Annotated in this window: 20 protein-coding genes; 17 read left to right on the forward strand and 3 right to left on the reverse strand. The window is 42.1% G+C overall.

The annotated features are described in order from the left end of the window. Positions 1-135: 135 nt before the first annotated feature. The 3 genes from DFP80_RS13335 to DFP80_RS13345 are packed head-to-tail and all read left to right on the forward strand — an operon-like array spanning position 136 to position 3,264. Entirely contained in the window at positions 136-339 is a 204-nt protein-coding gene (locus tag DFP80_RS13335; RefSeq protein WP_113917293.1) for a DUF1656 domain-containing protein, read from the forward strand. A 4-nt stretch (positions 340-343) separates the two neighbouring features. After that, on the forward strand, positions 344-1,201 hold the full coding sequence (locus DFP80_RS13340) for an efflux RND transporter periplasmic adaptor subunit (protein ID WP_113917294.1): 858 nt from the start codon (positions 344-346) through the stop codon (positions 1,199-1,201). A gap of 23 nt (positions 1,202-1,224) precedes the next feature. Continuing rightward, a complete protein-coding gene (locus tag DFP80_RS13345; protein ID WP_241560263.1) occupies positions 1,225-3,264 on the forward strand; it encodes an FUSC family protein in 2,040 nt (679 codons plus the stop codon). 50 nt (positions 3,265-3,314) lie between these two features. Here the strand turns inward: DFP80_RS13345 and DFP80_RS13350 are convergent, their stop codons facing one another. After that, positions 3,315-3,995 (reverse strand): P-loop domain-containing protein, encoded by a 681-nt coding sequence (locus tag DFP80_RS13350; RefSeq protein WP_113917296.1) that lies wholly within the window; start codon positions 3,993-3,995, stop codon positions 3,315-3,317. 126 nt (positions 3,996-4,121) lie between these two features. On the opposite strand from DFP80_RS13350, the gene DFP80_RS13355 reads away from it, so the two are divergent. Beyond that, positions 4,122-4,418, forward strand: a complete 297-nt coding sequence (locus tag DFP80_RS13355) for a DUF6482 family protein (protein ID WP_113917297.1) — start codon at positions 4,122-4,124, stop codon at positions 4,416-4,418. Here the strand turns inward: DFP80_RS13355 and DFP80_RS13360 are convergent. Then, positions 4,415-5,140, reverse strand: coding sequence for a GntR family transcriptional regulator (locus DFP80_RS13360; protein ID WP_113917298.1), 726 nt, complete (start codon positions 5,138-5,140; stop codon positions 4,415-4,417). The two genes, DFP80_RS13355 and DFP80_RS13360, sit on opposite strands and share 4 nt — an antisense overlap. 253 nt (positions 5,141-5,393) lie before the next feature. Here DFP80_RS13360 and DFP80_RS13365 point away from each other — a divergent pair, with 253 nt between their 5' ends. The 13 genes from DFP80_RS13365 to rpoS all read left to right on the forward strand — a co-directional run bounded on the left by DFP80_RS13365 (position 5,394) and on the right by rpoS (position 17,731). Then, a complete protein-coding gene (locus DFP80_RS13365; protein ID WP_113917299.1) occupies positions 5,394-6,500 on the forward strand; it encodes a Rieske 2Fe-2S domain-containing protein in 1,107 nt (368 codons plus the stop codon). A 75-nt stretch (positions 6,501-6,575) separates the two neighbouring features. Next, entirely contained in the window at positions 6,576-7,532 is a 957-nt protein-coding gene (locus DFP80_RS13370) for a PDR/VanB family oxidoreductase (protein ID WP_113917300.1), read from the forward strand. A 177-nt stretch (positions 7,533-7,709) separates the two neighbouring features. After that, complete coding sequence (gene pyrG, locus DFP80_RS13375; protein WP_113917301.1) at positions 7,710-9,344, forward strand: CTP synthase; 1,635 nt, start codon at positions 7,710-7,712, stop codon at positions 9,342-9,344. 51 nt (positions 9,345-9,395) lie between these two features. Further along, positions 9,396-10,697, forward strand: coding sequence for a phosphopyruvate hydratase (gene eno, locus DFP80_RS13380; RefSeq protein WP_113917302.1), 1,302 nt, complete (start codon positions 9,396-9,398; stop codon positions 10,695-10,697). Between the two features lie 150 nt (positions 10,698-10,847). Then, positions 10,848-11,126 (forward strand): septum formation initiator family protein, encoded by a 279-nt coding sequence (locus tag DFP80_RS13385; RefSeq protein ID WP_113917303.1) that lies wholly within the window; start codon positions 10,848-10,850, stop codon positions 11,124-11,126. Continuing rightward, positions 11,123-11,836, forward strand: a complete 714-nt coding sequence (gene ispD / locus DFP80_RS13390) for a 2-C-methyl-D-erythritol 4-phosphate cytidylyltransferase (RefSeq protein WP_113917304.1) — start codon at positions 11,123-11,125, stop codon at positions 11,834-11,836. Before DFP80_RS13385 ends, ispD begins: the two co-directional genes overlap by 4 nt. A gap of 53 nt (positions 11,837-11,889) precedes the next feature. Next, positions 11,890-12,384 carry a 2-C-methyl-D-erythritol 2,4-cyclodiphosphate synthase gene (gene ispF, locus DFP80_RS13395; RefSeq protein WP_113917305.1) on the forward strand — a complete coding sequence of 165 codons (495 nt, stop codon included), beginning with the start codon at positions 11,890-11,892 and terminating at the stop codon, positions 12,382-12,384. 23 nt (positions 12,385-12,407) lie between these two features. Beyond that, on the forward strand, positions 12,408-13,499 hold the full coding sequence (truD, locus tag DFP80_RS13400; RefSeq protein WP_113917306.1) for a tRNA pseudouridine(13) synthase TruD: 1,092 nt from the start codon (positions 12,408-12,410) through the stop codon (positions 13,497-13,499). After that, positions 13,480-14,226: a 5'/3'-nucleotidase SurE gene (gene surE / locus DFP80_RS13405; protein ID WP_113917307.1), complete on the forward strand. Its 747-nt coding sequence runs from the start codon at positions 13,480-13,482 to the stop codon at positions 14,224-14,226. Before truD ends, surE begins: the two co-directional genes overlap by 20 nt. Beyond that, positions 14,223-14,888: a protein-L-isoaspartate(D-aspartate) O-methyltransferase gene (locus DFP80_RS13410; protein WP_258546985.1), complete on the forward strand. Its 666-nt coding sequence runs from the start codon at positions 14,223-14,225 to the stop codon at positions 14,886-14,888. Before surE ends, DFP80_RS13410 begins: the two co-directional genes overlap by 4 nt. Beyond that, complete coding sequence (locus DFP80_RS13415; protein WP_113917309.1) at positions 14,881-15,810, forward strand: DUF368 domain-containing protein; 930 nt, start codon at positions 14,881-14,883, stop codon at positions 15,808-15,810. The genes DFP80_RS13410 and DFP80_RS13415 overlap by 8 nt, the downstream gene beginning before the upstream one ends. A gap of 130 nt (positions 15,811-15,940) precedes the next feature. After that, positions 15,941-16,687, forward strand: coding sequence for a peptidoglycan DD-metalloendopeptidase family protein (locus DFP80_RS13420; protein WP_241560257.1), 747 nt, complete (start codon positions 15,941-15,943; stop codon positions 16,685-16,687). Positions 16,688-16,714: 27 nt separating this feature from the next. After that, complete coding sequence (gene rpoS, locus DFP80_RS13425) at positions 16,715-17,731, forward strand: RNA polymerase sigma factor RpoS (RefSeq protein ID WP_113917311.1); 1,017 nt, start codon at positions 16,715-16,717, stop codon at positions 17,729-17,731. An 82-nt stretch (positions 17,732-17,813) separates the two neighbouring features. Here rpoS and DFP80_RS13430 read toward each other — a convergent pair whose 3' ends face one another. Further along, positions 17,814-19,247 (reverse strand): YtjB family periplasmic protein, encoded by a 1,434-nt coding sequence (locus DFP80_RS13430; protein WP_113917312.1) that lies wholly within the window; start codon positions 19,245-19,247, stop codon positions 17,814-17,816. Positions 19,248-19,325 lie beyond the last annotated feature (78 nt).

Consider the following 19,325-nt stretch of genomic DNA (forward strand, 5'->3'; position numbering starts at 1 on the left):
ATTATTGTGTTTTTATTTGGCTGTTAGCTGCACATTTAGTTGGTGTTATCGCGATAAAATTCTATTCTTAAATATGTGCTCTGTTTTTGAGTAATCCATAACACCGTCTTATTTTTTAAAGACAGGATTTTCATAATGCTTGATGTGGTAGTTTTTGGTGGCTTAGAGCTTAGCCCTTTGGTTGTTTATTTTCCGGTTGCCTTTTTATTGGCTGCGTTAACTCGTTTGGCTCTTCATCGCTTGGATTGGCACGATCGTATTTGGCGAGTGGCTTGGTTTGAGGTGTCGTTATTTGTTTGTTACTTGGCATTAACTGTTTATTTATTAGGTGGAAGATAAATCCATGACGAAATATCTACGTATTCTTGTGACTGTATTAATGGTTGTAGTGGCAGTCTTTGCCGGTCGCTGGGTGTGGAATGATTACATGCATTCGCCTTGGACTCGTGATGGCCGAATCCGTGCAGATATAGTAACCGTTGCACCTGATGTATCTGGTTGGGTGACGAATTTGAATATCACCAATGATCAAGCGGTAAAAGAAGGTGATTTACTATTTAGTGTTGACCAACAGCGTTACCAAGCGGCACTTAGTCAGAGTAAGGCGAATACCGAAAATGCTTTGTATTCTTGGCAGTTGGCAAAACATAAGTACGAACGACGTACTGCATTACTTAGCCAGAAAGCTATTAGTGCTGAAGATTTAGAGTCCTCTCGTATTAGTACTGAAATTGCTAAAGCAAATTATGATTTAGCGGTGTCACAGCAAACAACAGCTCAGCTTAATTTAAACCGAACCCAAGTACGTGCTCCTGTGTCAGGGCATATTATTAACTTGAATTTACGTCAGGGAAATTACGTTAGCCAAGGTGTCGCGGTTTTTTCCATCGTTCGATCAGGCTCTTTTTATGTGACGGGCTATTTTGAGGAGGCCAAAATCCCCTTGGTTCACTTAAATCAACAAGCCAAAATCACATTGTTAAGTGGTGGTAAACCGCTTACCGGACATGTAGCGAGTATTGGAAAAGCCATTGCGAATACTAATACACAGAGTAATAGTCAGCTTTTACCTCAGGTACAGCAAACTTTTAATTGGGTTCGTTTATCGCAACGCATTCCGGTAGATATCACGTTAGATCCGTCAAACGATGAAAGGCATCTTAGTGCTGGAATGACAGCCACAATTCATCTTACTCAGTAGTAAGGAGAGTAGTTTTGGGCGTCGTGCTTCGTAATTTGTTTTTACCTAAAAAACAGGCGGTTATTTTTGCGTTTAAAGGGGTTATCGCTATGGCGATGGCGTTAACGATTGCTCTCTCTTTAAATCTCGATCGGCCTTATTGGGCGTTAGTGTCCGCTGTTTTTTTACAAATGCGACCTGAGAGCGGCTTGGTCGTTGAAAAGGCAATTTGCCAAATTGTCGGTACGATTATCGGTGGTTTATTTGGGATTTTGTTATTAACACAATTTATGCCGTATCCTTATTTAGCACTGGGGATATTGGCGTTATGGCTGGGTTTAAACTCTGCTTTGTCTGCTATGGTGAGACAAGCCAACTTTGTTTATGCGTTCGCAATGGCTGCTGTTACCTCGGAAATTATTGTTTTGATGGTAATGGCAAGTCCATCCACTGCAGACAGTCAAGCTGTATTCAGCATTGCACAATCGCGTGTTAGTGAAATTGTGATTGGATCTATTTGTGCTGGTGTTGTCAGTCATATGTTCTGGCCTGTCAAAGTAAAAGACAGTCTGCAAATGCAGGCAAAATCAGTTATTAATCAAACGTTACAGTATTTAGTAACGGAATTGGATAAATCAGGTTCTCATGAAGTTCGTCATAAGCAAATAGATGGCATTATGGCTACGCTGGGCATGGTAAGTGAGGATTCTAGTGCGGCGAGTTATGAAGGCCCAAAAGGTCCTGGCCGAACACGTGCAGCGAATCAGTTAGCTCAGAAAGTACTTTCGTTACTGGCATTGGTGCAGATATTTGGTCGTTTGCAGCGGCGACACGCGGAACTAATGACGCCCGGTTTAACTGAGCTTCTCGATCGATTAAGAGAGGCGTTTAGACGAATTGCGGAGTCTGATGATTTTGATTATTGCTTGGAGCAAGTTAAGGTATTGCGTAGTGATCTTGCAAATTATCGTTCGAGTAATAATTTGGATGTGTCTTTTGAATCTCATATGCTGAATGTCGGTGCTGAGATTACGTCAGAGCTGACTGTGTTATTAAGAGCTTACCGAGCACTGGAAAAGCGTGACAGTACCTTGTTGAATGCGCCTAGTATGTTGACCTATCGAGATCCATTAGCGGGATTGGTTATTGGTATACGCACAAGTATTGTATTTTTAATTGGTGCTTGTATCTGGGTTGGTACAGGCTCTACAGCAGCATTAATGATTATGATTTTGCCTGTAATTTTCTCCATTATGCTCGCTCGATTGCCACTGACGATTCTAAAAGTAGTTTTGAAGCGACTGTTGATAGGCGTTATTGCAGCCGTTATCGTGGCCGTTTTTTTTGCACTTAATTTATTATCGCAAAGTGCAGGGCAGTTAGAACTTCTATTACTTGTATTGGCGGGGCCGTTCTTTCTCGGTTTGCTGCTTCTTGCAGATCGGCAAACTTTACCTTATGGCCTAGGTTTTTGTATTCCTTTTTCTATTCTGGTGAGTCCAAGTAGGGACATGAGCCGGTCTTTTTCTATCGATTACACGGCAAGTTCTGGCATGGCAATTTTTGCTGGCGTGTGTATTTTGTTTTGGGTGTTTCATTTGGTTACTGGGCCAAGTGTTCAGTTATTAGTCCATCGAATTTTCAAAACGACTTTTGAAGATTTATTGGAAATTCATCAACATGCTAGTCCAACTGCTTGGTATAACCGCCGGATGGCCGATAGATTGTTACGTCTAACAAACTATGATCAAGGCTCTAAATCACGTGCTATTACAGACTTGGCATTGACCGCTTTGAATTTGGGGCACGTCTCGATTCGTTTGCGTTCTATCTGTGAAAACTTGGCTGGTAAACAGCAGCTGCGCTTATTAGAAAATTGGCAAGCCGCTTTGGCAAATGCTTTTTTATTGGCCAGTAAAGGACGTTGTGATGATGATTTTGAAAAAGCCTGCCGCTCTTTATATGAAGAATTGCGAGCTCTGGTGGGGGATTCTAATCAGGTTGAAGCTATTCAAGGTATGTTCTTGCGAATCAACCTGACGTTCGAAAGGAGTGCCGAAGCGATCGCTGCTCAAAGGGAGTAGCGAGAGAAAGTTTGGTAAGAACAGGGGAAGATTAAGGGCTAATTCGTTCCTTAGACCCTTAATAGCCAATCCGCTTGGTCTTTGTAGGTTGCGACTAATTCTGCATTCAGGCCGTCACTTTGATTAATTCTGTCCATTGCTTGTTCGTGGGTGAAGTTCCAGGCTTTCATGTGGCGTTTTGCTAAACGTTCAATGGCTACTTCTACGGGAATATCTAAAAACCAATGTTCGTCAAACAAGGCTTTAGAGTCTTGCCAGCCGTCTTGTTGATGAAGTAAGTACAGGCCTTCAATTAAGACCACGTTTGTGTGTTGTTTGATTATTAGCTCATCTTCGATCGGATCACCAAGGCTATGATCAAAGCTTGGCCACAAAATATCATTTTGCTGATAGCCTTGCTTAATCCTTTTAACTCTTTCTATAAAGGCTGTGCTATCGAACGTCCAAGGTGCGCCGCGTCTTGCAAGCGCTTCTACTGAATTTGGTAGGGATTGAAGTTGGTTTTTGGGTAGGTGAAAGCCGTCCATTGAAAGGCAAATAATGTGCGTGTTTTGTTGCTTTGAAAAGTGATCAAGCAAATAGTTGGCTAAGGTGCTTTTTCCTGAGCCTGGTCCGCCAGTTAAACCGATTAGAGTGCGACTTGACTTGTTCATGTTAGTTTGGATTTTATCCAGTGCAGTGAGTATGTCTGCTGAATTTTTATAGTCGCTGTTAATATCAAGAAGTGTCATGCTTTTTCCTGTTCTTATTATTTATGGCAGTACTTTAGCATGATCTTATCTAGGGAATTTGCAATTTTATGTGAACTGAGAGGTGACTAGGTACGTATCTAAAGAAAAGCGGCAAGGGGTATTACCATGTTATTGAAAGAACTAAAAAACATTCTTCATGTTGATAAAGTGAAACTGCATTCTTTGGAGTCCAATTTGTATCAATTATCAGTGGTAATAGGGGGGATTGAAGAATATGTACAAACAGACGTTGGGCGTTTTCTTACTCGGCATAATAAATTGGAATTGCAGGCTTTGTTTAAAGGTAAGACGGTAGGTGCGATGGTGCTTTGCCATCAAAGTGCTTACGACGAAATGATTGGGCAGCCTATTGGTACGGGTAATGTTTTAGAAGTGCCACTTGGTAATACAAGTCTATCCTAAGTTGTGGTGTTTATGTTTTTTAACACATGCATCTTTTCACCGTTCTCTTCCATTTGGGAGAAAATTTTGGCATAGCTGTGTGTGGCGTTAGCATGTTCACGCATGATGGCCTCTGCGCGGCTTCCTTGTCCATGGCTGATCGCATCAAACACCGCGTGATGTTGCATGTGCGCAAAATTAAAACGTCTATACTCTTGATCAAGGTTGTTGCGATCAAATGCTAGAGCGCTAACTGACGCAAAAGGCAGGTGCTCATTTCGGCTTAGGGCTTCTGCTATAGCTGGGTTTAAACTGGCTTCGATGATGATCTGATGAAAGCGCTGATTCATATCGTGATAGGTCGCGAGATCTTGCTCATTGATGCTGCCTTTTATAAATAGTGCGTCACCTTGCTTTAATAGCTTTAGTAATTCATTGGACTGAGCATTTGATAATGTATTTTCTGCGGCTTGTCTTGCCGCTAACCCTTCTAGCACGCCTCGTACTTCAATAGAGCCACTAATTTCTGCCTGTGTGACTTGACGAACTATATAACCTCGTCCTGATAATTTTGTCAGTAAGCCCTCTTGCTCTAAAGTTCGAAAAGCAATACGCACTGGCGTACGTGAGACGCCCAATTGTTCTGCGGTAGGGATTTCAGCAAGGCGTTGCCCTGATTCTAGCTCGCTAGACAAAATCATTTGTCGTAATCGACTGATTACTTGTTGTCCAGGTCTACTCATTGGAAAGTGCTCATTGGTAAGTGCTCATTACTCTTGCCTCAGTGTTTTTACGTAAAAATAATAATAACGTAAATATGGATGGAAAAGGAATAATTGGATCCAATAGAGAAATCTTTTGTCTATCAGTTATTTAAGTGGTGATAATTATTCATTATAAGCAAAATGGATCCAATTAATGCATAACCATGTTGTTTTATGATATTTTTTGTCTATATTGGATCCAATAAATAAAAATAAAAGCAGGAGAACTCCAGTGAGTCAGCAAACTTTTCCTAAAAATACTTGGTATGTCGCTGCGATGTCTGAAGAGGTGGCGGGCAGCAAACCTCTTGGCCGTAAAATCTGTGGTGAAAGCATCGCTTTTTATCGTTCGCACGATAACAGCATTGCGGCGGTATTGGATTTTTGCCCACATAGAGGGGCCGCTTTATCCTTAGGTTATGTTGAAGAAGGCCTTTTGGTTTGTGGTTACCATGGTTTAAAAATGGGTGCAGATGGAAAAACTAAAGAAATGCCCTTACAGCGAGTGAAAGGGTTTCCTTGCATGAAGTCTTACGCAGTAGAAGAGCGTTATGGTTTTATTTGGGTGTGGCCAGGGGATCAATCTCAAGCGGATAAAGACCTGATTCCTCATTTAGAGTGGGCGGTAAGTCCTGAGTGGGCTTATGGCGGTGGCTTGTATCATATTAATTGTGATTATCGTTTGATGGTGGATAACCTGATGGATTTGACCCATGAGACTTATGTTCATGCCAGCAGTATAGGTCAGAAAGAAATCGACGAGTCTCCAGTGTCGACAAAAATTGATGGTGATAGGGTCATTACCAGCCGTTTTATGGAGAATATTATGGCGCCACCATTTTGGCAAGCAGCGCTACGGGGGAATGGTTTAGCTGACGACGTTTTAGTGGATCGCTGGCAAATTTGCCGTTTTAGTCCACCTTCCCATGTCATGATTGATGTGGGTGTTGCTCATGCGGGAAACGGTGGATTTGACGCTCCTACAGATAAAAAAGCCAGCAGTACAGTAGTGGATTTTATTACGCCTGAAACGGAAACTTCTATTTGGTATTTCTGGGGAATGGCGCGTAATTTCAAACCACAAGATCAGGCTTTAACCGATACTATTCGCGAAGGGCAAGGCAAAATTTTCGCAGAAGATTTGGAAGTGCTTGAGCGTCAGCAGCAAAACTTACTGGCTTTTCCAGACTATGATTTATTAAAGCTGGATATTGATGCTGGCGGCGTTCAGTCAAGGCGAGTGATTGATCGACTCATCACGAAAGAGTGTGCTGCCAACGAGCAGTCTCAAGCGTTAACATCTCAGTCGACCGCACCACTTCAAACGGCGACCTTTTAATTTGATTGGTGTTTGCTAGCAGGGTGAGCTTGGTTTGCTCTCTAGTTTTAGAAAATAATAGGTCAGGAGAGCCAAATGATTCCGGTAGTTGTAAGAAATGTCGTCACTGAAGCACAGGGGGTGGTCCGGCTTGTATTAGGTTCTGAAGAGGGCGCTGATTTGCCTTGCTTTGAAGCCGGAGCACATATTGACCTTCATTTGCCCAGCGGTTTGATTCGTCAATACTCTTTATGTCGTATGCAGTCAGAAGCGCAGTACTATGAAATTGCGGTGTTAAAAGATCCGCAATCAAGAGGCGGGTCCGCAGAAGTACATCGCTTGAAAATTGGTGATGGGCTGTCGATTAGTGAGCCTAAGAATCACTTTCCTTTGATTGACACAAAACGACATAGTGTCTTGGTCGCTGGGGGAATTGGTGTGACACCAATGTTGCCAATGGCGCAGTGTTTGCAAAAAATGGGATTGCCTTTTGAATTTCACTATTGTGCAAAGTCACCCGAAACGGCTGCCTTTTCATCGGCATTAGAAAACAGTTCTTTTGCCGATAAAATGCATTTCCACTACAGTCAGGATCCGAGTTCTGGGCGAATGGATGTGGTGAATGTTTTATCACGTCATTCGAATGATTCCGAACTGTATATTTGCGGTCCTGCTGACTTTATCAATTACGTGCTATTACAAGCGAAAATGTTAGGTTGGCCTGAAGATCGTTTGCATCGTGAGTTTTTTGCCGCGCCAGCACTTGATGAAAAGGTAAGTGAAAATAGCGCGTTTAAGGTGAAAATTCATAGTTCTGGTGAGGTTTTTGATGTTGAAGCTGATCAGAGTATTTTTGAAGTGTTAGATAATAATGGCGTTTTTCTTGCTGTATCTTGCGAATCAGGTGTATGTGGTACTTGTCAGACAGGGGTTATTCATGGTGTTCCTGATCATAGGGATGTCTTTCTGACAGACAAAGAGCATACGCAAGGTAGGTTGGTTATGCCATGTTGTTCTCGCTCTAAAACTCCTGTTTTGGAGTTAGACTTATAGCCTCGTTTGATTAGCCTTCAGCTTTCTCACTATGAATCTTTCACTCAATGTAAAACAACTGTGTTTTACATTGAGTGAAAGCCCTTCCGATGTTATTATTTTCCCCCGTCCTGAAGGTACATTGTTGTGTGCTTTCAAATCTCATTTTTTCATATTTGTAAGGCGGGTTAACCACTCATGGCGACACGATATATTTTCGTTACAGGCGGTGTAGTTTCATCTCTTGGTAAAGGTTTGGCAGCAGCATCTTTGGCGGCTATCCTTGAATCTCGCGGTCTAAAAGTCACCATGCTAAAGCTAGATCCATACATCAACGTGGATCCAGGCACCATGAGTCCTTTCCAGCACGGTGAAGTCTATGTAACTGAAGACGGCGCCGAAACGGATCTAGACCTTGGCCATTATGAACGCTTTATCTCCACTAAAATGGGTAAACGCAATAATTTCACCAGTGGTCGTGTTTATCAACATGTTCTTAAAAAAGAACGTCGCGGTGAATATCTTGGTGGAACTGTTCAAGTAATTCCTCATATTACAGACGAAATCAAACGCCGTGTTATATCTGGTGCGGAAGGTGCTGATGTAGCTTTGGTTGAAATCGGTGGTACAGTAGGTGATATCGAATCTCAACCTTTTCTAGAAGCCGTTCGCCAACTTAAAGTTGAGCTAGGCCCTCGTCGTGCTATGTTTATGCATCTCACCTTGGTTCCTTACATTCGCACTGCGGGTGAAACCAAAACGAAGCCAACGCAGCATTCTGTAAAAGAACTTCGTTCTATTGGTATTCAGCCAGATATTCTTATTTGTCGTTCTGAAGTGTCTATTGAAGCGCCAGAGCGTAAAAAAATTGCTTTGTTTACCAGTGTTGAAGAACGTGCAGTTATCTCTCTTCCAGACGCAGATACTATTTACCGTATTCCTCAAATGTTGAACGATCAAGGTTTGGATAGCTTGATCGTGGAATACTTTAACCTAGATTGTAATATGCCAGATCTTGGTATTTGGAATAAAGTTACTCAGGCTAAATTGAATCCTGAGAAGCTAATCAATATCGCCATGGTAGGGAAGTACATGGAGTTATTGGATGCTTATAAGTCTTTGATCGAAGCCATGGACCATGCAGGTATTCATGCTCGTACTAAGGTTAAATTACACTACATCGATTCTGAAAGTATTGAAGAAAAAGGAACTGAGGTTCTAAAAGGAATGGACGCGATTCTTGTTCCTGGTGGTTTCGGTGAACGTGGTGTTGAAGGTAAGATAATGACGGCTCAGTATGCCCGTGAAAACAAAGTACCTTACTTAGGTATTTGTTTGGGGATGCAAGTAGCGGTAATCGAATTTGCTCGTAATGTGGCAAATTTAGCCGGTGCACACAGCACCGAGTTTAATTTAAAAGCAGAGAATCCAGTTGTTGGTCTGATTACAGAATGGACTAATGCAGAGGGTTCCAAAGAAATCCGGTCAGAGGAATCCGATCTAGGTGGCACGATGCGTCTTGGCGCGCAGAACTGTAATCTAACTGAAGGCACAAAAGCCTTTGAGGCTTATGGTGAAGCTGTGATTAAAGAGCGTCATCGTCATCGTTATGAAGTGAATAATTTTTATGTTGAAGCCTTGGAAAAAGCAGGTTTAACAATTTCTGGTCGCTCAGAAGATAACTCTCTGGTTGAGGTGGTAGAAATTGCCGATCATCCTTGGTTTGTTGCTTGTCAGTTCCACCCAGAATTCACTTCAACACCTAGATATGGACACGGCCTGTTCAGTGCCTTTGTACACGCGGCATTGAAGTATGCAGGAAAAGAAAAATAAGTAGAGCAAACAGGCAGTTTGTGATTTTTCATTTATTTTAAGAGGTTTGTTATGAGTCAAATCGTTGATGTTAAAGCCAGAGAAATATTAGACTCTCGTGGTAACCCTACCGTTGAAGCTGATGTTGTTTTAGCTGATGGCTCCGTAGGTTCAGCGTGTGCACCGTCTGGTGCCTCTACCGGTTCTCGTGAAGCTTTAGAATTACGTGATGGTGACAAAAGTCGTTATCTAGGCAAAGGTGTCTTAAAAGCTGTTGCCGCTGTGAATGGTCCAATTCGAGATGCATTGATTGGCAAGGATGCTCTTGCACAAGCTGAACTTGATCAGATTATGATTGATCTTGATGGCACAGAAAACAAATCTACTTTTGGGGCAAATGCTATCTTGGCCGTTTCTTTGGCTGCTGCCAAAGCGGCAGCTATTGCTAAGAAAGTTCCACTATACGTTCATATTGCAGACATCAATGGTACACCGGGCGTTTACTCCATGCCTGTCCCTATGATGAACATCATCAATGGTGGTGAGCATGCAGACAACAACGTTGATATTCAAGAGTTCATGATTCAACCTGTTGGTGCGCCAAACTTTCGTGAGGCTTTGCGTTACGGTGCAGAAATCTTCCATGCTCTGAAAAAAGTATTGAATGGCCGTGGCTTGAGTACAGCGGTAGGGGATGAAGGTGGTTTTGCACCGGATTTGGCATCTAACGCGGAAGCTCTTGCTGTGATCAAAGAAGCGGTTGCTGCGGCAGGCTATGAGCTGGGCAAAGACATTACTCTAGCGATGGATTGTGCTGCGTCTGAGTTCTACGACAAAGAAGCCAATATCTACGATCTTAAAGGTGAAGGCAAAAAATTCACATCAGAAGAATTTAACTTCTTCTTAGAAGATCTTACTAAGCAATACCCAATTGTTTCTATTGAAGACGGCCTTGACGAGTCTGACTGGGAAGGCTTTGCACATCAAACCAAATTGATGGGCGATAAAGTTCAGCTAGTGGGCGACGATTTGTTCGTAACCAACACTAAGATTCTTAAGCGCGGTATCGACAATGGCATCGCTAATTCTATTTTGATCAAGTTCAACCAAATCGGATCTTTGACTGAGACTTTGGCGGCGATCAAAATGGCGAAAGATGCTGGCTTCACTGTTGTTATTTCTCACCGTTCAGGTGAAACAGAAGACGCAACAATTGCAGACCTAGCAGTAGGAACCGCGGCCGGACAGATCAAAACTGGTTCTCTGTGTCGTTCTGACCGTGTTGCTAAGTACAACCAATTGCTTCGTATTGAAGAGCAATTAGGTGGAAAAGCCCCATACAAGGGTCTTTCTGAGATTAAAGGTCAGGCTTAATATCGTCTGACTTCATAAAGGGAGAACTTGGTTCTCCCTTTTTTGTTTTTTTGCTTTAATTTCTTTGTTAGAAAGCTTTGTAAGGTGTATCAGGCAGTAGTCTTATCAGGTCTTGGTAAAAGGAATGTTTTTTTTAGGTTTGAGGGTGTTATGGCACGTTTGTTAATTGTCTTCTTTGTCTGTGCTGTGGGTTATCAATCTTATCACTTATATTTTGGTGAGCAGGGGGTTAAGCGACAAGAAGAGCTAGCAAAGCAAATCGCCTATCAAGAGCGGATTAACTTACGTCTAAAGCATCGGAATCAAGCCCTTCGTGCTCAGGTTCATGATCTACGTCAAGGTGAAGAGGCAGTAGAAGAGCATGTTCGTAGCGAGCTTCAATATATCAAAGATGGTGAAGTGTTTTATCGTATGGTGAATAAAAAATGATCGAACCTTTGTGGGTCATCATTCCCGCAGCGGGTGTTGGGCAGCGTATGCAAGCTAATTGTCCAAAACAATACCTATCTCTTGAAGGGCAAACCATTCTAGATCGTACAATAGATATTTTTATCTCACACCCACTCATTGCGGGTGTGTTGGTTGGTGTTGGTGAAAATGATGCGTACTGGCCAGATTCAAAATGGCGGCAACACGATTTAGTTCATAGCTTTATTGGTGGCGAGGAACGAAGTGATACGGTACAGAAAGGATTGCATTATTTGTTGGACACATTAAATCCGCAACAACAAGATGTCTTGGTTCATGATGCTGCCCGTCCTTTGTTAAGCCAAGAGGCACTTAATCGAATTATTAATCATCATTCTGAACAGGGCGCTCTTTTGGCGATGCCTGCGAAAGACACGATAAAGCGTCAAGTGATAGACAGCTTATCGGTTGATGAGACTCTGGATAGAGATGCGATCTGGCTAGCTCAGACTCCCCAGAAATTTCCTGCTCAGGCTCTCTTGAGTGCTTTAAAAAAAGCTCAAGTTCAAGGTGTGGTGGTGACTGATGAGTGTTCTGCAATGGAGTATGTTGGCTGGCATCCCGACCTTGTTGTGGGAGAAAGTAGTAATATCAAAATAACCTTACCTGAAGACCTGTTGATCGCAGAAGCGCTTTTTTCTTATCTTTCAGGTTCTAACCTTTTGAATTGAAGCTGTTTGAGTTTAAAGCAGTAAGTGCAATTTATAGTGTAGGAGTAATTATCATGACACCGTTCCGTATTGGCCATGGTTTTGATGTGCATAAATTTGGTGAGGGTAATCAAATTGTCATTGGTGGTGTTTCTATTCCTTATACCCAAGGCTTGATTGCTCACTCTGATGGTGACGTTGCCTTGCACGCTTTGACGGATGCGTTGTTAGGTGCTGCCGCATTGGGTGACATAGGGAAGCATTTCCCTGATACGGATGCTGCTTTTTCTGGTGCGGATAGCCGAATTTTATTAAAGCGTGCCTATCAAGAAATACAAGCTCTTGGTTTTTGTGTGGGCAATGTGGATGTCACTATTATAGCTGAAGCACCGAAAATGCGTCCCTACATTGACGCTATGCGCGCCAATATCGCTGAAGACTTATCTGTTGACGTTAGTATGGTCAATGTGAAAGCAACGACAACAGAAAAGCTTGGTTTTACTGGTCGCAAAGAGGGGATTGCTGTTGAGGCTGTCGCGCTTATTTTTAATCAAGCTCTGTTCAATTAAGCTCTTTTGAATCAAGGTAATGTATGAATACCGAATGGCGATATGCTTGGTCTAAGCCAACCGTTACTGGGGATTTGAAAACCCATGTACAAGATTTCTATGTCGAAGAGCAATTAGGCTTTGAGCCTGATGGTAGAGGTGAGTTTTGCTTTGTATTTATTGAGAAGGAAGGTGTAAATACCGATTTTCTTGCAAAGCGGCTAGCTCAAATTGCTGGTATTGCACCGAATAAGGTGACTTATAGCGGGGTTAAAGATCGCCATGCTTGTACGCGTCAGTGGTTTTGTTTACATGTTCTTAATCAAGAGCCTGACTTATCAACCATTCAAGAAGCTTTTAGAGAGCCAGAAAATGTGCGTGTAATTGCACAGTTACGTCATTCTAAAAAGCTTCGTACAGGCGCGCATTTAGCGAATCGTTTTGTTATTCGATTGCGTGGAGTAAGTGGTGATCTGGATGAGCTAGAGGGACGTTTGAATTTGATAAAGCAAGCGGGTGTTCCCAATTATTACGGGCCGCAACGTTTTGGAATAAACGGTAATAATTTGCATAACGGCAAAGATTTTGTCCTAAAAGGGCGGCAAAGTCGTCGTAAGTTGTCAAAGACCGAATCCTTTTGGTTGTCCGCTATTCGCTCTTGGTGCTTCAATGAAGCGTTAAGTGACCAAGTGGAAAATGGCATGTGGATGCGTTTATGCGATGAGGATATTGCTCAGTTTCAACATAAAGACGAGCAATTCCGAGTAAAACAAGTTGATGCTTTGATGCATTTGAGTGTTCTGCGCGGTACGGTTAGCCCTGTTTTGCCTATGATTAGTGAAGGTTGGGAGGCGGGAACGGGTCCTCAGCGAGAGCTAGCTATGAAACATTCTTTATCCGAACGTATGGATTTAGTTGATGCTCTTATAGCGTTCGACCTTTCCAGGGATAGTCGTCTAGCGCGTCTTGTGCCAATGAACATGGCGTGGGAATTGCTTAAAGAGAAAGAAGAGAATGCGCAGTTGATTGTCGAGTTTTCTTTACCAAAAGGGTGTTTTGCGACCAGTCTGTTGCGCGAAATGATAGATTACACTGATAAGTCGACAGAGAAATACCATGAGAATATTGATCGCTAACGATGATGGTCTTGATGCGCTGGGTATTCAAACGTTGGCTAGGCATTTACAGCGTGAATACGCTATTTTAGTGGTAGCACCAGATCGCAACCGCAGTGGCGCCAGTAACTCTTTGACTTTATCTCGCCCTGTACAGCCGATTATGGTGGAAGAAGGGCGATATCGTGTTGATGGTACGCCAACAGATTGTGTCAATCTTGCCTTGTCGGGCGTTATTGATGGTGATGTTGATTTGGTCGTTTCAGGGATTAATCATGGCGCTAATTTAGGTGATGATGTGATTTATTCCGGTACGGTTGCAGCTGCGATGGAAGCTCGTCATTTAGGGCGATCAGCATTGGCGGTGTCTTTGGTTGGTAATCAGCACTTCGATACAGCTGCAAAGGTTATTCTGCAGCTTCTGAAGGACTCTCATACTCTCGATCTGCCTGCTGGTATCTTATTGAATATTAATGTTCCTGATGTTCCCTATAGTGAGCTAAAAGGAATACAAGTGACGCGTCTTGGTTATCGACATAAGGCACAAGCGCCAATTTCAGCTCAGCATCCTAGAGGTTTGCCAAGTTTCTGGATTGGAGCTTTGTCTGAACCTCATGATATGTCAGAGGGAACCGATTTTTTCGCTGTAAATCACAGCTATGTTTCTATTACACCTATTCATACGGATATGACGTGTTACGAAGCGAAATCTCCTCTTGAAAAATGGACAGATACAATAACGCTATGAGCCTGCATGATCTCAATTGGTTAGTATCACACACTGAACCCAAAGCTTCTAAGATGGTTGACCAGCTTCGTGAGCATGGGGTTGATCATGAAGAACTATTGGCTTTAATGGGCACTATTCCTCGTCATGACTTTGTGGAGCCTGCTTTTTCGCATTTGGCGTACTCAGCAACACCACTTCCTATCGGTCGTAATCAAACCATTAGTCAGCCATTAACCGTTGCCAGAATGACTGAATGGCTTTTAGCTCATTCTCGTCTTGGTCGCGTGTTAGAAATTGGTACAGGATCCGGGTATCAGACTCGTATTTTGTCGCATTTTTTTAATAAAGTTCATACCGTTGAGCGTCTCGAACCACTTTATTTGCAAGCAAAGAGTCGTTTATCGTCGATGGGAGTCAAGAATGTCGAGTATTTATTTGGTGATGGGCAGACAGGATGGCCAAATAAAGTGGAAATGGATGCTGTCATCATTACAGCAATGGCCAGTAAAATACCATTGGCTTTGACGGATTGCCTGAAGCAGCAAGGTATTTTAATTATGCCAATAGATCAACCTAGCCCACAAATAGGTTGCTGGCGCAAAGAAGGTGATCGATGGAAATGTCTAGGGACAGAATCTGCGTATTTTGTGCCCTTATTAGAAGGAATGGAACATGCCTAAATGGCTTAGAGTGTATTTGAGCGGTGTGCTAATGGGGATGGCTGATGTTGTTCCTGGTGTCTCTGGTGGAACCATTGCTTTTATTGTTGGTGTTTATGACAGACTTATTAATGCATTGAGTGGGGTTAATAAGGCGAGTTTGGCTATGCTGTTTCAAGGTGATGTTAAAGGATTATGGCGGCATTTTGACGGTACTTTTTTAGTGTCATTAGGCGCTGGTGTTGTCACTAGTATTTTTCTACTGGCAGGTTTGATTACGCACCTTTTAGCTACGTATCCAAGTTATCTGTGGAGTTTCTTTTTTGGCTTGATTTTAGCGTCAGCGTATTTTTTGATTAACCAGATTACTGGGTTTTCTTGGCGACATTTCGGTGGGCTTGCTGTTGGTGCCGCTGTTGGTGCCGGTTTGTCATTGCTTGTGCCGACTCAGGTAAATACATCTTATGTCATGGTATTTTTCTCTGGCATGATTGCGATTTGTGCAATGATTTTACCGGGTATTTCAGGCAGTTTTTTACTCCTGATGTTGGGAATGTACGGATTCATTCTTTCGGCTATTAAAACCTTAGATTTTGCTGTCATTTGTATCTTTGCAGTTGGTGCTTTGATTGGCTTGCTCACTTTTTCTAAAGTTCTTCATTATTTGCTAAATCATGTGAGGTCGATGACTTTGTCGTTTCTTACAGGTGTTATGCTGGGAGCTCTAGTTAAAGTATGGCCTTGGAAAGTGACAGATAGCTGGAGTGTTATAGGGGATAAAAAACTTCCTTTAGAAGAGCATCTTGTTTTACCTTGGAGCTTGCCAGACTTCTATTGGATAACGGATTTTTTACTACCATTTGTGTTTGCTTTTATAGGCTTTTTGAGTGTCATTCTTATTTCTTACATATTTTTACGAAATTCGACAAATAGTAATAATTAGTCAAAATTCAATATTGAGGTGAAGGATTATCTTTCGTTGCGTCTTTAAAAATCATGATTTTTCATCGCCGGCTTGGCAAATCAGTCGGCTTGTTTTTTTATGTTTTTTGTTATCTGGATGCTCTTATGAATTGCTGCATTATCCTGACAAAGGTAGCCGTACTTACGCCTCCAATAATGCCAGTGTTTCTTCTATTCCTTCCTCGGGCATTCATCGTGTTCAAAGCGGTGAAACCCTCTTCTCTATTGCTTTCCGCTATGGATTGGACTATCGAGAACTTGCCGAAGCAAACAGGATTAATTCTCCATATACTATTTATCCCAAACAGAAAATCCGTCTGAATGGTGTTCAAAAAACGCCCCCTAGTGTTGCTAAAAAAGCGAAATCCAGTGCCCCTTTAATCGTTTCAACACCAAAGAATATTCCCTCTAAACCTGCTCCTGTTGTTTCTACTAAGGTGGCTAGAAAATTACCTAAAAGCGACACGAAAGGCGAAAAAATATCAGGTGATTGGGCTTGGCCTGTGAAGGGGGAAGTGACAAGGGGGTTTTCAAATGCCGGCGTTAGTAGTAAAGGTATAGACATAAAGGCCGAGCAAGGAGCGTTAGTCAAAGCCGCAGCTAATGGAACAGTTGTTTATGCTGGCAGTGGTCTTATTGGTTATGGCAACCTTGTTATCGTGAAGCATAGTGATGTCTATTTGAGTGCTTATGCGTATAACGAAAGAATCTTAGTAAAAGAGAAGCAAAATGTTCGAGCTGGTGATTCTCTTGCTGTTATTGGTGGTAAGGGAAACGATAGGCCATTACTTCACTTTGAGGTGCGTCGAGATGGCCAGCCGATTGATCCACAAGATGTTTTGCCCAAAATGAATTAAGCGAAATTGGCGTTTTAAGGAGGGGACATGAAGTTTGCAAATATGGATAAAGAAGCAACTAAGGTTTCGAACGTTGGAGACTTTGATCTTGATGCACTGGATGATGATCTTCTTGAAAGTGCAACCACTGATGAGGAGTTGGTTGATGAAGAGTTTGAGTCGGCTGTAAGTGCTCGTTATGCCGATGCTGAATCTAGTCGAAACCTTGATGTTACACAGTTGTATTTGAGTGAAATTGGCTTTTCTCCATTGCTAACGGCTGAGGAAGAAGTGTATTTTTCGCGCCTTTCACTAAAGGGCGATCAGAAAGCGCGTAAGCGCATGATAGAAAGTAATTTACGTTTGGTGGTTAAGATCTCTCGGCGTTACCTTAATCGCGGTTTATCTCTGTTGGATTTAATCGAAGAAGGCAATTTAGGCCTGATCCGAGCCGTAGAAAAGTTTGATCCCGAGCGTGGGTTTAGGTTTTCAACCTATGCGACTTGGTGGATACGACAAACTATTGAGCGCGCTATCATGAATCAAACTCGAACCATACGTTTGCCTATTCATGTTGTAAAAGAACTTAATGTTTATCTACGTGCTGCTCGTGAGCTAACGCAAAAACTAGATCACGAGCCTAGTGCTGAAGAAATTGCAGATATGCTAGATTGCCCTGTAGAAGATGTTCAAAAAATGCTTGGCCTGAATGAAAAGGTTAGCTCTATTGACGCCACGTTCGGGGGCGATAATAACGACAAGAGTTTAGTTGAAATTTTAGCGGATACACTTCATCAAGGTCCAGAAGCGGATCGTCAAGATGGCGATGTGTTACAGAGTATTGAGATGTGGCTTGACGAGTTGAGCGAAAAGCAATGTGAGGTCATTACACGTCGTTTTGGTTTACGTGGGCATGAAGCGAGTACGCTAGAGCACGTTGGGGCTGAAATCGGTTTAACACGTGAGCGTGTTCGACAGATTCAAGTTGAGGCACTACGAAAACTGCGCTTAATTATGGATAAAGAAGGCTTGTCTTTAGATGATGTTATTCGATTTGATGACTAGGGTTCCGATATAAAATATAGAACATAAAAAGCCCGCTAAAAATGCGGGCTATTTTTTTAGAGTTTACATGGAAAGGTTATAGCTAGCTGTCTTTTGGCTCTTCTGGGCTGGAGATCTCAAGAATATGCTGATGGATTTTTTGTTTATATTTATCAGACATGCCTTTTACTTCATAGGCCAGAATTTCGTTGTCATTATCTTCAATAACTTCAGGCAGTCCTGTAAAGACGCGATTTTGAATGTGGGATAGGGTAAATATGTCGTCGCTAATAACGAGTTTGTTAATACTTGCTGACTTGCTGAGCTGATGAATATTCGTTAACAGGGTTTCTATTCTATCTGGCTCAAAGCAATTTTCTTTCACCATAGTGGTAATCTGAGTGTTGCCTTGATGTAACCCTAAGTGAAAATTGAGTTTAGGGATGTCTGCGTAGAGCTCGTTATCTAATAATTTATCGACTAACCCCAGAAATAGCTGCGCGGTACTGACGGCATTAATATAAAGGCTATCTTCGCAGTCATGTGCGCTAAAAAGGACGATTGCCGAATCGTTTTTGTACTGATGAACTTGGCCTAAGTAGACCTCACTAGCTTGAAATATTGCCCGGTAGACTGGTGTTAGTAAATTAGCTACTTGCAGTGGTGTCATGTCTTTGTGCCATTCTTCTAAATTCAGTATATCAAAATAGAGAACACAACTACGTTGTCTAGACTCTTCGAAAATAGCGTCAAAATTTATTTCAAATTGAGGTTTTGCTACAGGAGAGATGCTTTCTTCTGTTTTGATTGGTTCTTCTGTCTCTTCTTTAGGTCTTTCAATGGATTGAATCGTTTCAATCATCTGAAATAGTGTTTTGACTTCTTTGTATTTCGGAAATGATAATTTGTGCGGTTTTCGTCCCTTACTGTAGTTTAGAAGGGCTGAGGAGGCTTCATTGATTGGTTCGAAAAGCCATTTTGTCATTAAAATAACTAAGAGTAATGCAATGGTGCAGACAAATATGGCCACACCAATTAGTAGATTAGTTAGGTGTTGCAATGTTGCTTGAGCTGGTGTTTTGTCTAGCGTAATTAATACATGGCCAACAATTTCGTCTCTGAATTTGATGCTGGAACTATATACTCTTCGAGTATCACTAGGCCGAAAATCTTGTTCGGATTGCATGCCTGAGTTACCACTGTTCGCTTCGGCTAGCAATTCGTCTTTTTTATTGAAGACCCGAGCGCTTAAAATATTATCATCAACAACGAGTCGATTGAGTAAAACATTCAAGCTTAATAAATCGTTGTTTAAGATAGACTGCGTAGCGTTAAAGGCGGCTTGAGTGGCTAAGCTGCTGCCTAATACTTCTGTTTGTTGAGATAAATAATTGCCTAACGCATGAGTCATCGTGTACCAAAAGATGCACACGGTTAATATTATCAGCGAGATAAAGGTGGTAAGGGTAATGGCAGACGCACTCAGTTTTTTGCGTATAAATGCAGTAATAGCCTTAGTTTTCGGTTGGGTATCCATTAACTTCCTTTGGGGTAACTCGTAGAACAATGACTAAAGTATACACATCATAACGGCCATTTTCTGAATTCTTTAAAG

It is taken from the genome of Marinomonas rhizomae (genome assembly GCF_003315485.1).
Lineage (GTDB): Bacteria > Pseudomonadota > Gammaproteobacteria > Pseudomonadales > Marinomonadaceae > Marinomonas > Marinomonas rhizomae.

Coding starts and splice junctions, on each gene's coding strand:
- DFP80_RS13335 (WP_113917293.1), top strand. CDS start 136: ATGCTTGATGTGGTAGTTTTTGGTGGCTTAGAGCTTAGCCCTTTGGTT.
- DFP80_RS13340 (WP_113917294.1), top strand. CDS start 344: ATGACGAAATATCTACGTATTCTTGTGACTGTATTAATGGTTGTAGTG.
- DFP80_RS13350 (WP_113917296.1), bottom strand. CDS start 3,995: ATGACACTTCTTGATATTAACAGCGACTATAAAAATTCAGCAGACATA.
- DFP80_RS13355 (WP_113917297.1), top strand. CDS start 4,122: ATGTTATTGAAAGAACTAAAAAACATTCTTCATGTTGATAAAGTGAAA.
- DFP80_RS13360 (WP_113917298.1), bottom strand. CDS start 5,140: ATGAGTAGACCTGGACAACAAGTAATCAGTCGATTACGACAAATGATT.
- DFP80_RS13370 (WP_113917300.1), top strand. CDS start 6,576: ATGATTCCGGTAGTTGTAAGAAATGTCGTCACTGAAGCACAGGGGGTG.
- pyrG (WP_113917301.1), top strand. CDS start 7,710: ATGGCGACACGATATATTTTCGTTACAGGCGGTGTAGTTTCATCTCTT.
- eno (WP_113917302.1), top strand. CDS start 9,396: ATGAGTCAAATCGTTGATGTTAAAGCCAGAGAAATATTAGACTCTCGT.
- DFP80_RS13385 (WP_113917303.1), top strand. CDS start 10,848: ATGGCACGTTTGTTAATTGTCTTCTTTGTCTGTGCTGTGGGTTATCAA.
- ispD (WP_113917304.1), top strand. CDS start 11,123: ATGATCGAACCTTTGTGGGTCATCATTCCCGCAGCGGGTGTTGGGCAG.
- ispF (WP_113917305.1), top strand. CDS start 11,890: ATGACACCGTTCCGTATTGGCCATGGTTTTGATGTGCATAAATTTGGT.
- truD (WP_113917306.1), top strand. CDS start 12,408: ATGAATACCGAATGGCGATATGCTTGGTCTAAGCCAACCGTTACTGGG.
- surE (WP_113917307.1), top strand. CDS start 13,480: ATGAGAATATTGATCGCTAACGATGATGGTCTTGATGCGCTGGGTATT.
- DFP80_RS13410 (WP_258546985.1), top strand. CDS start 14,223: ATGAGCCTGCATGATCTCAATTGGTTAGTATCACACACTGAACCCAAA.
- DFP80_RS13415 (WP_113917309.1), top strand. CDS start 14,881: ATGCCTAAATGGCTTAGAGTGTATTTGAGCGGTGTGCTAATGGGGATG.
- rpoS (WP_113917311.1), top strand. CDS start 16,715: ATGAAGTTTGCAAATATGGATAAAGAAGCAACTAAGGTTTCGAACGTT.
- DFP80_RS13430 (WP_113917312.1), bottom strand. CDS start 19,247: ATGGATACCCAACCGAAAACTAAGGCTATTACTGCATTTATACGCAAA.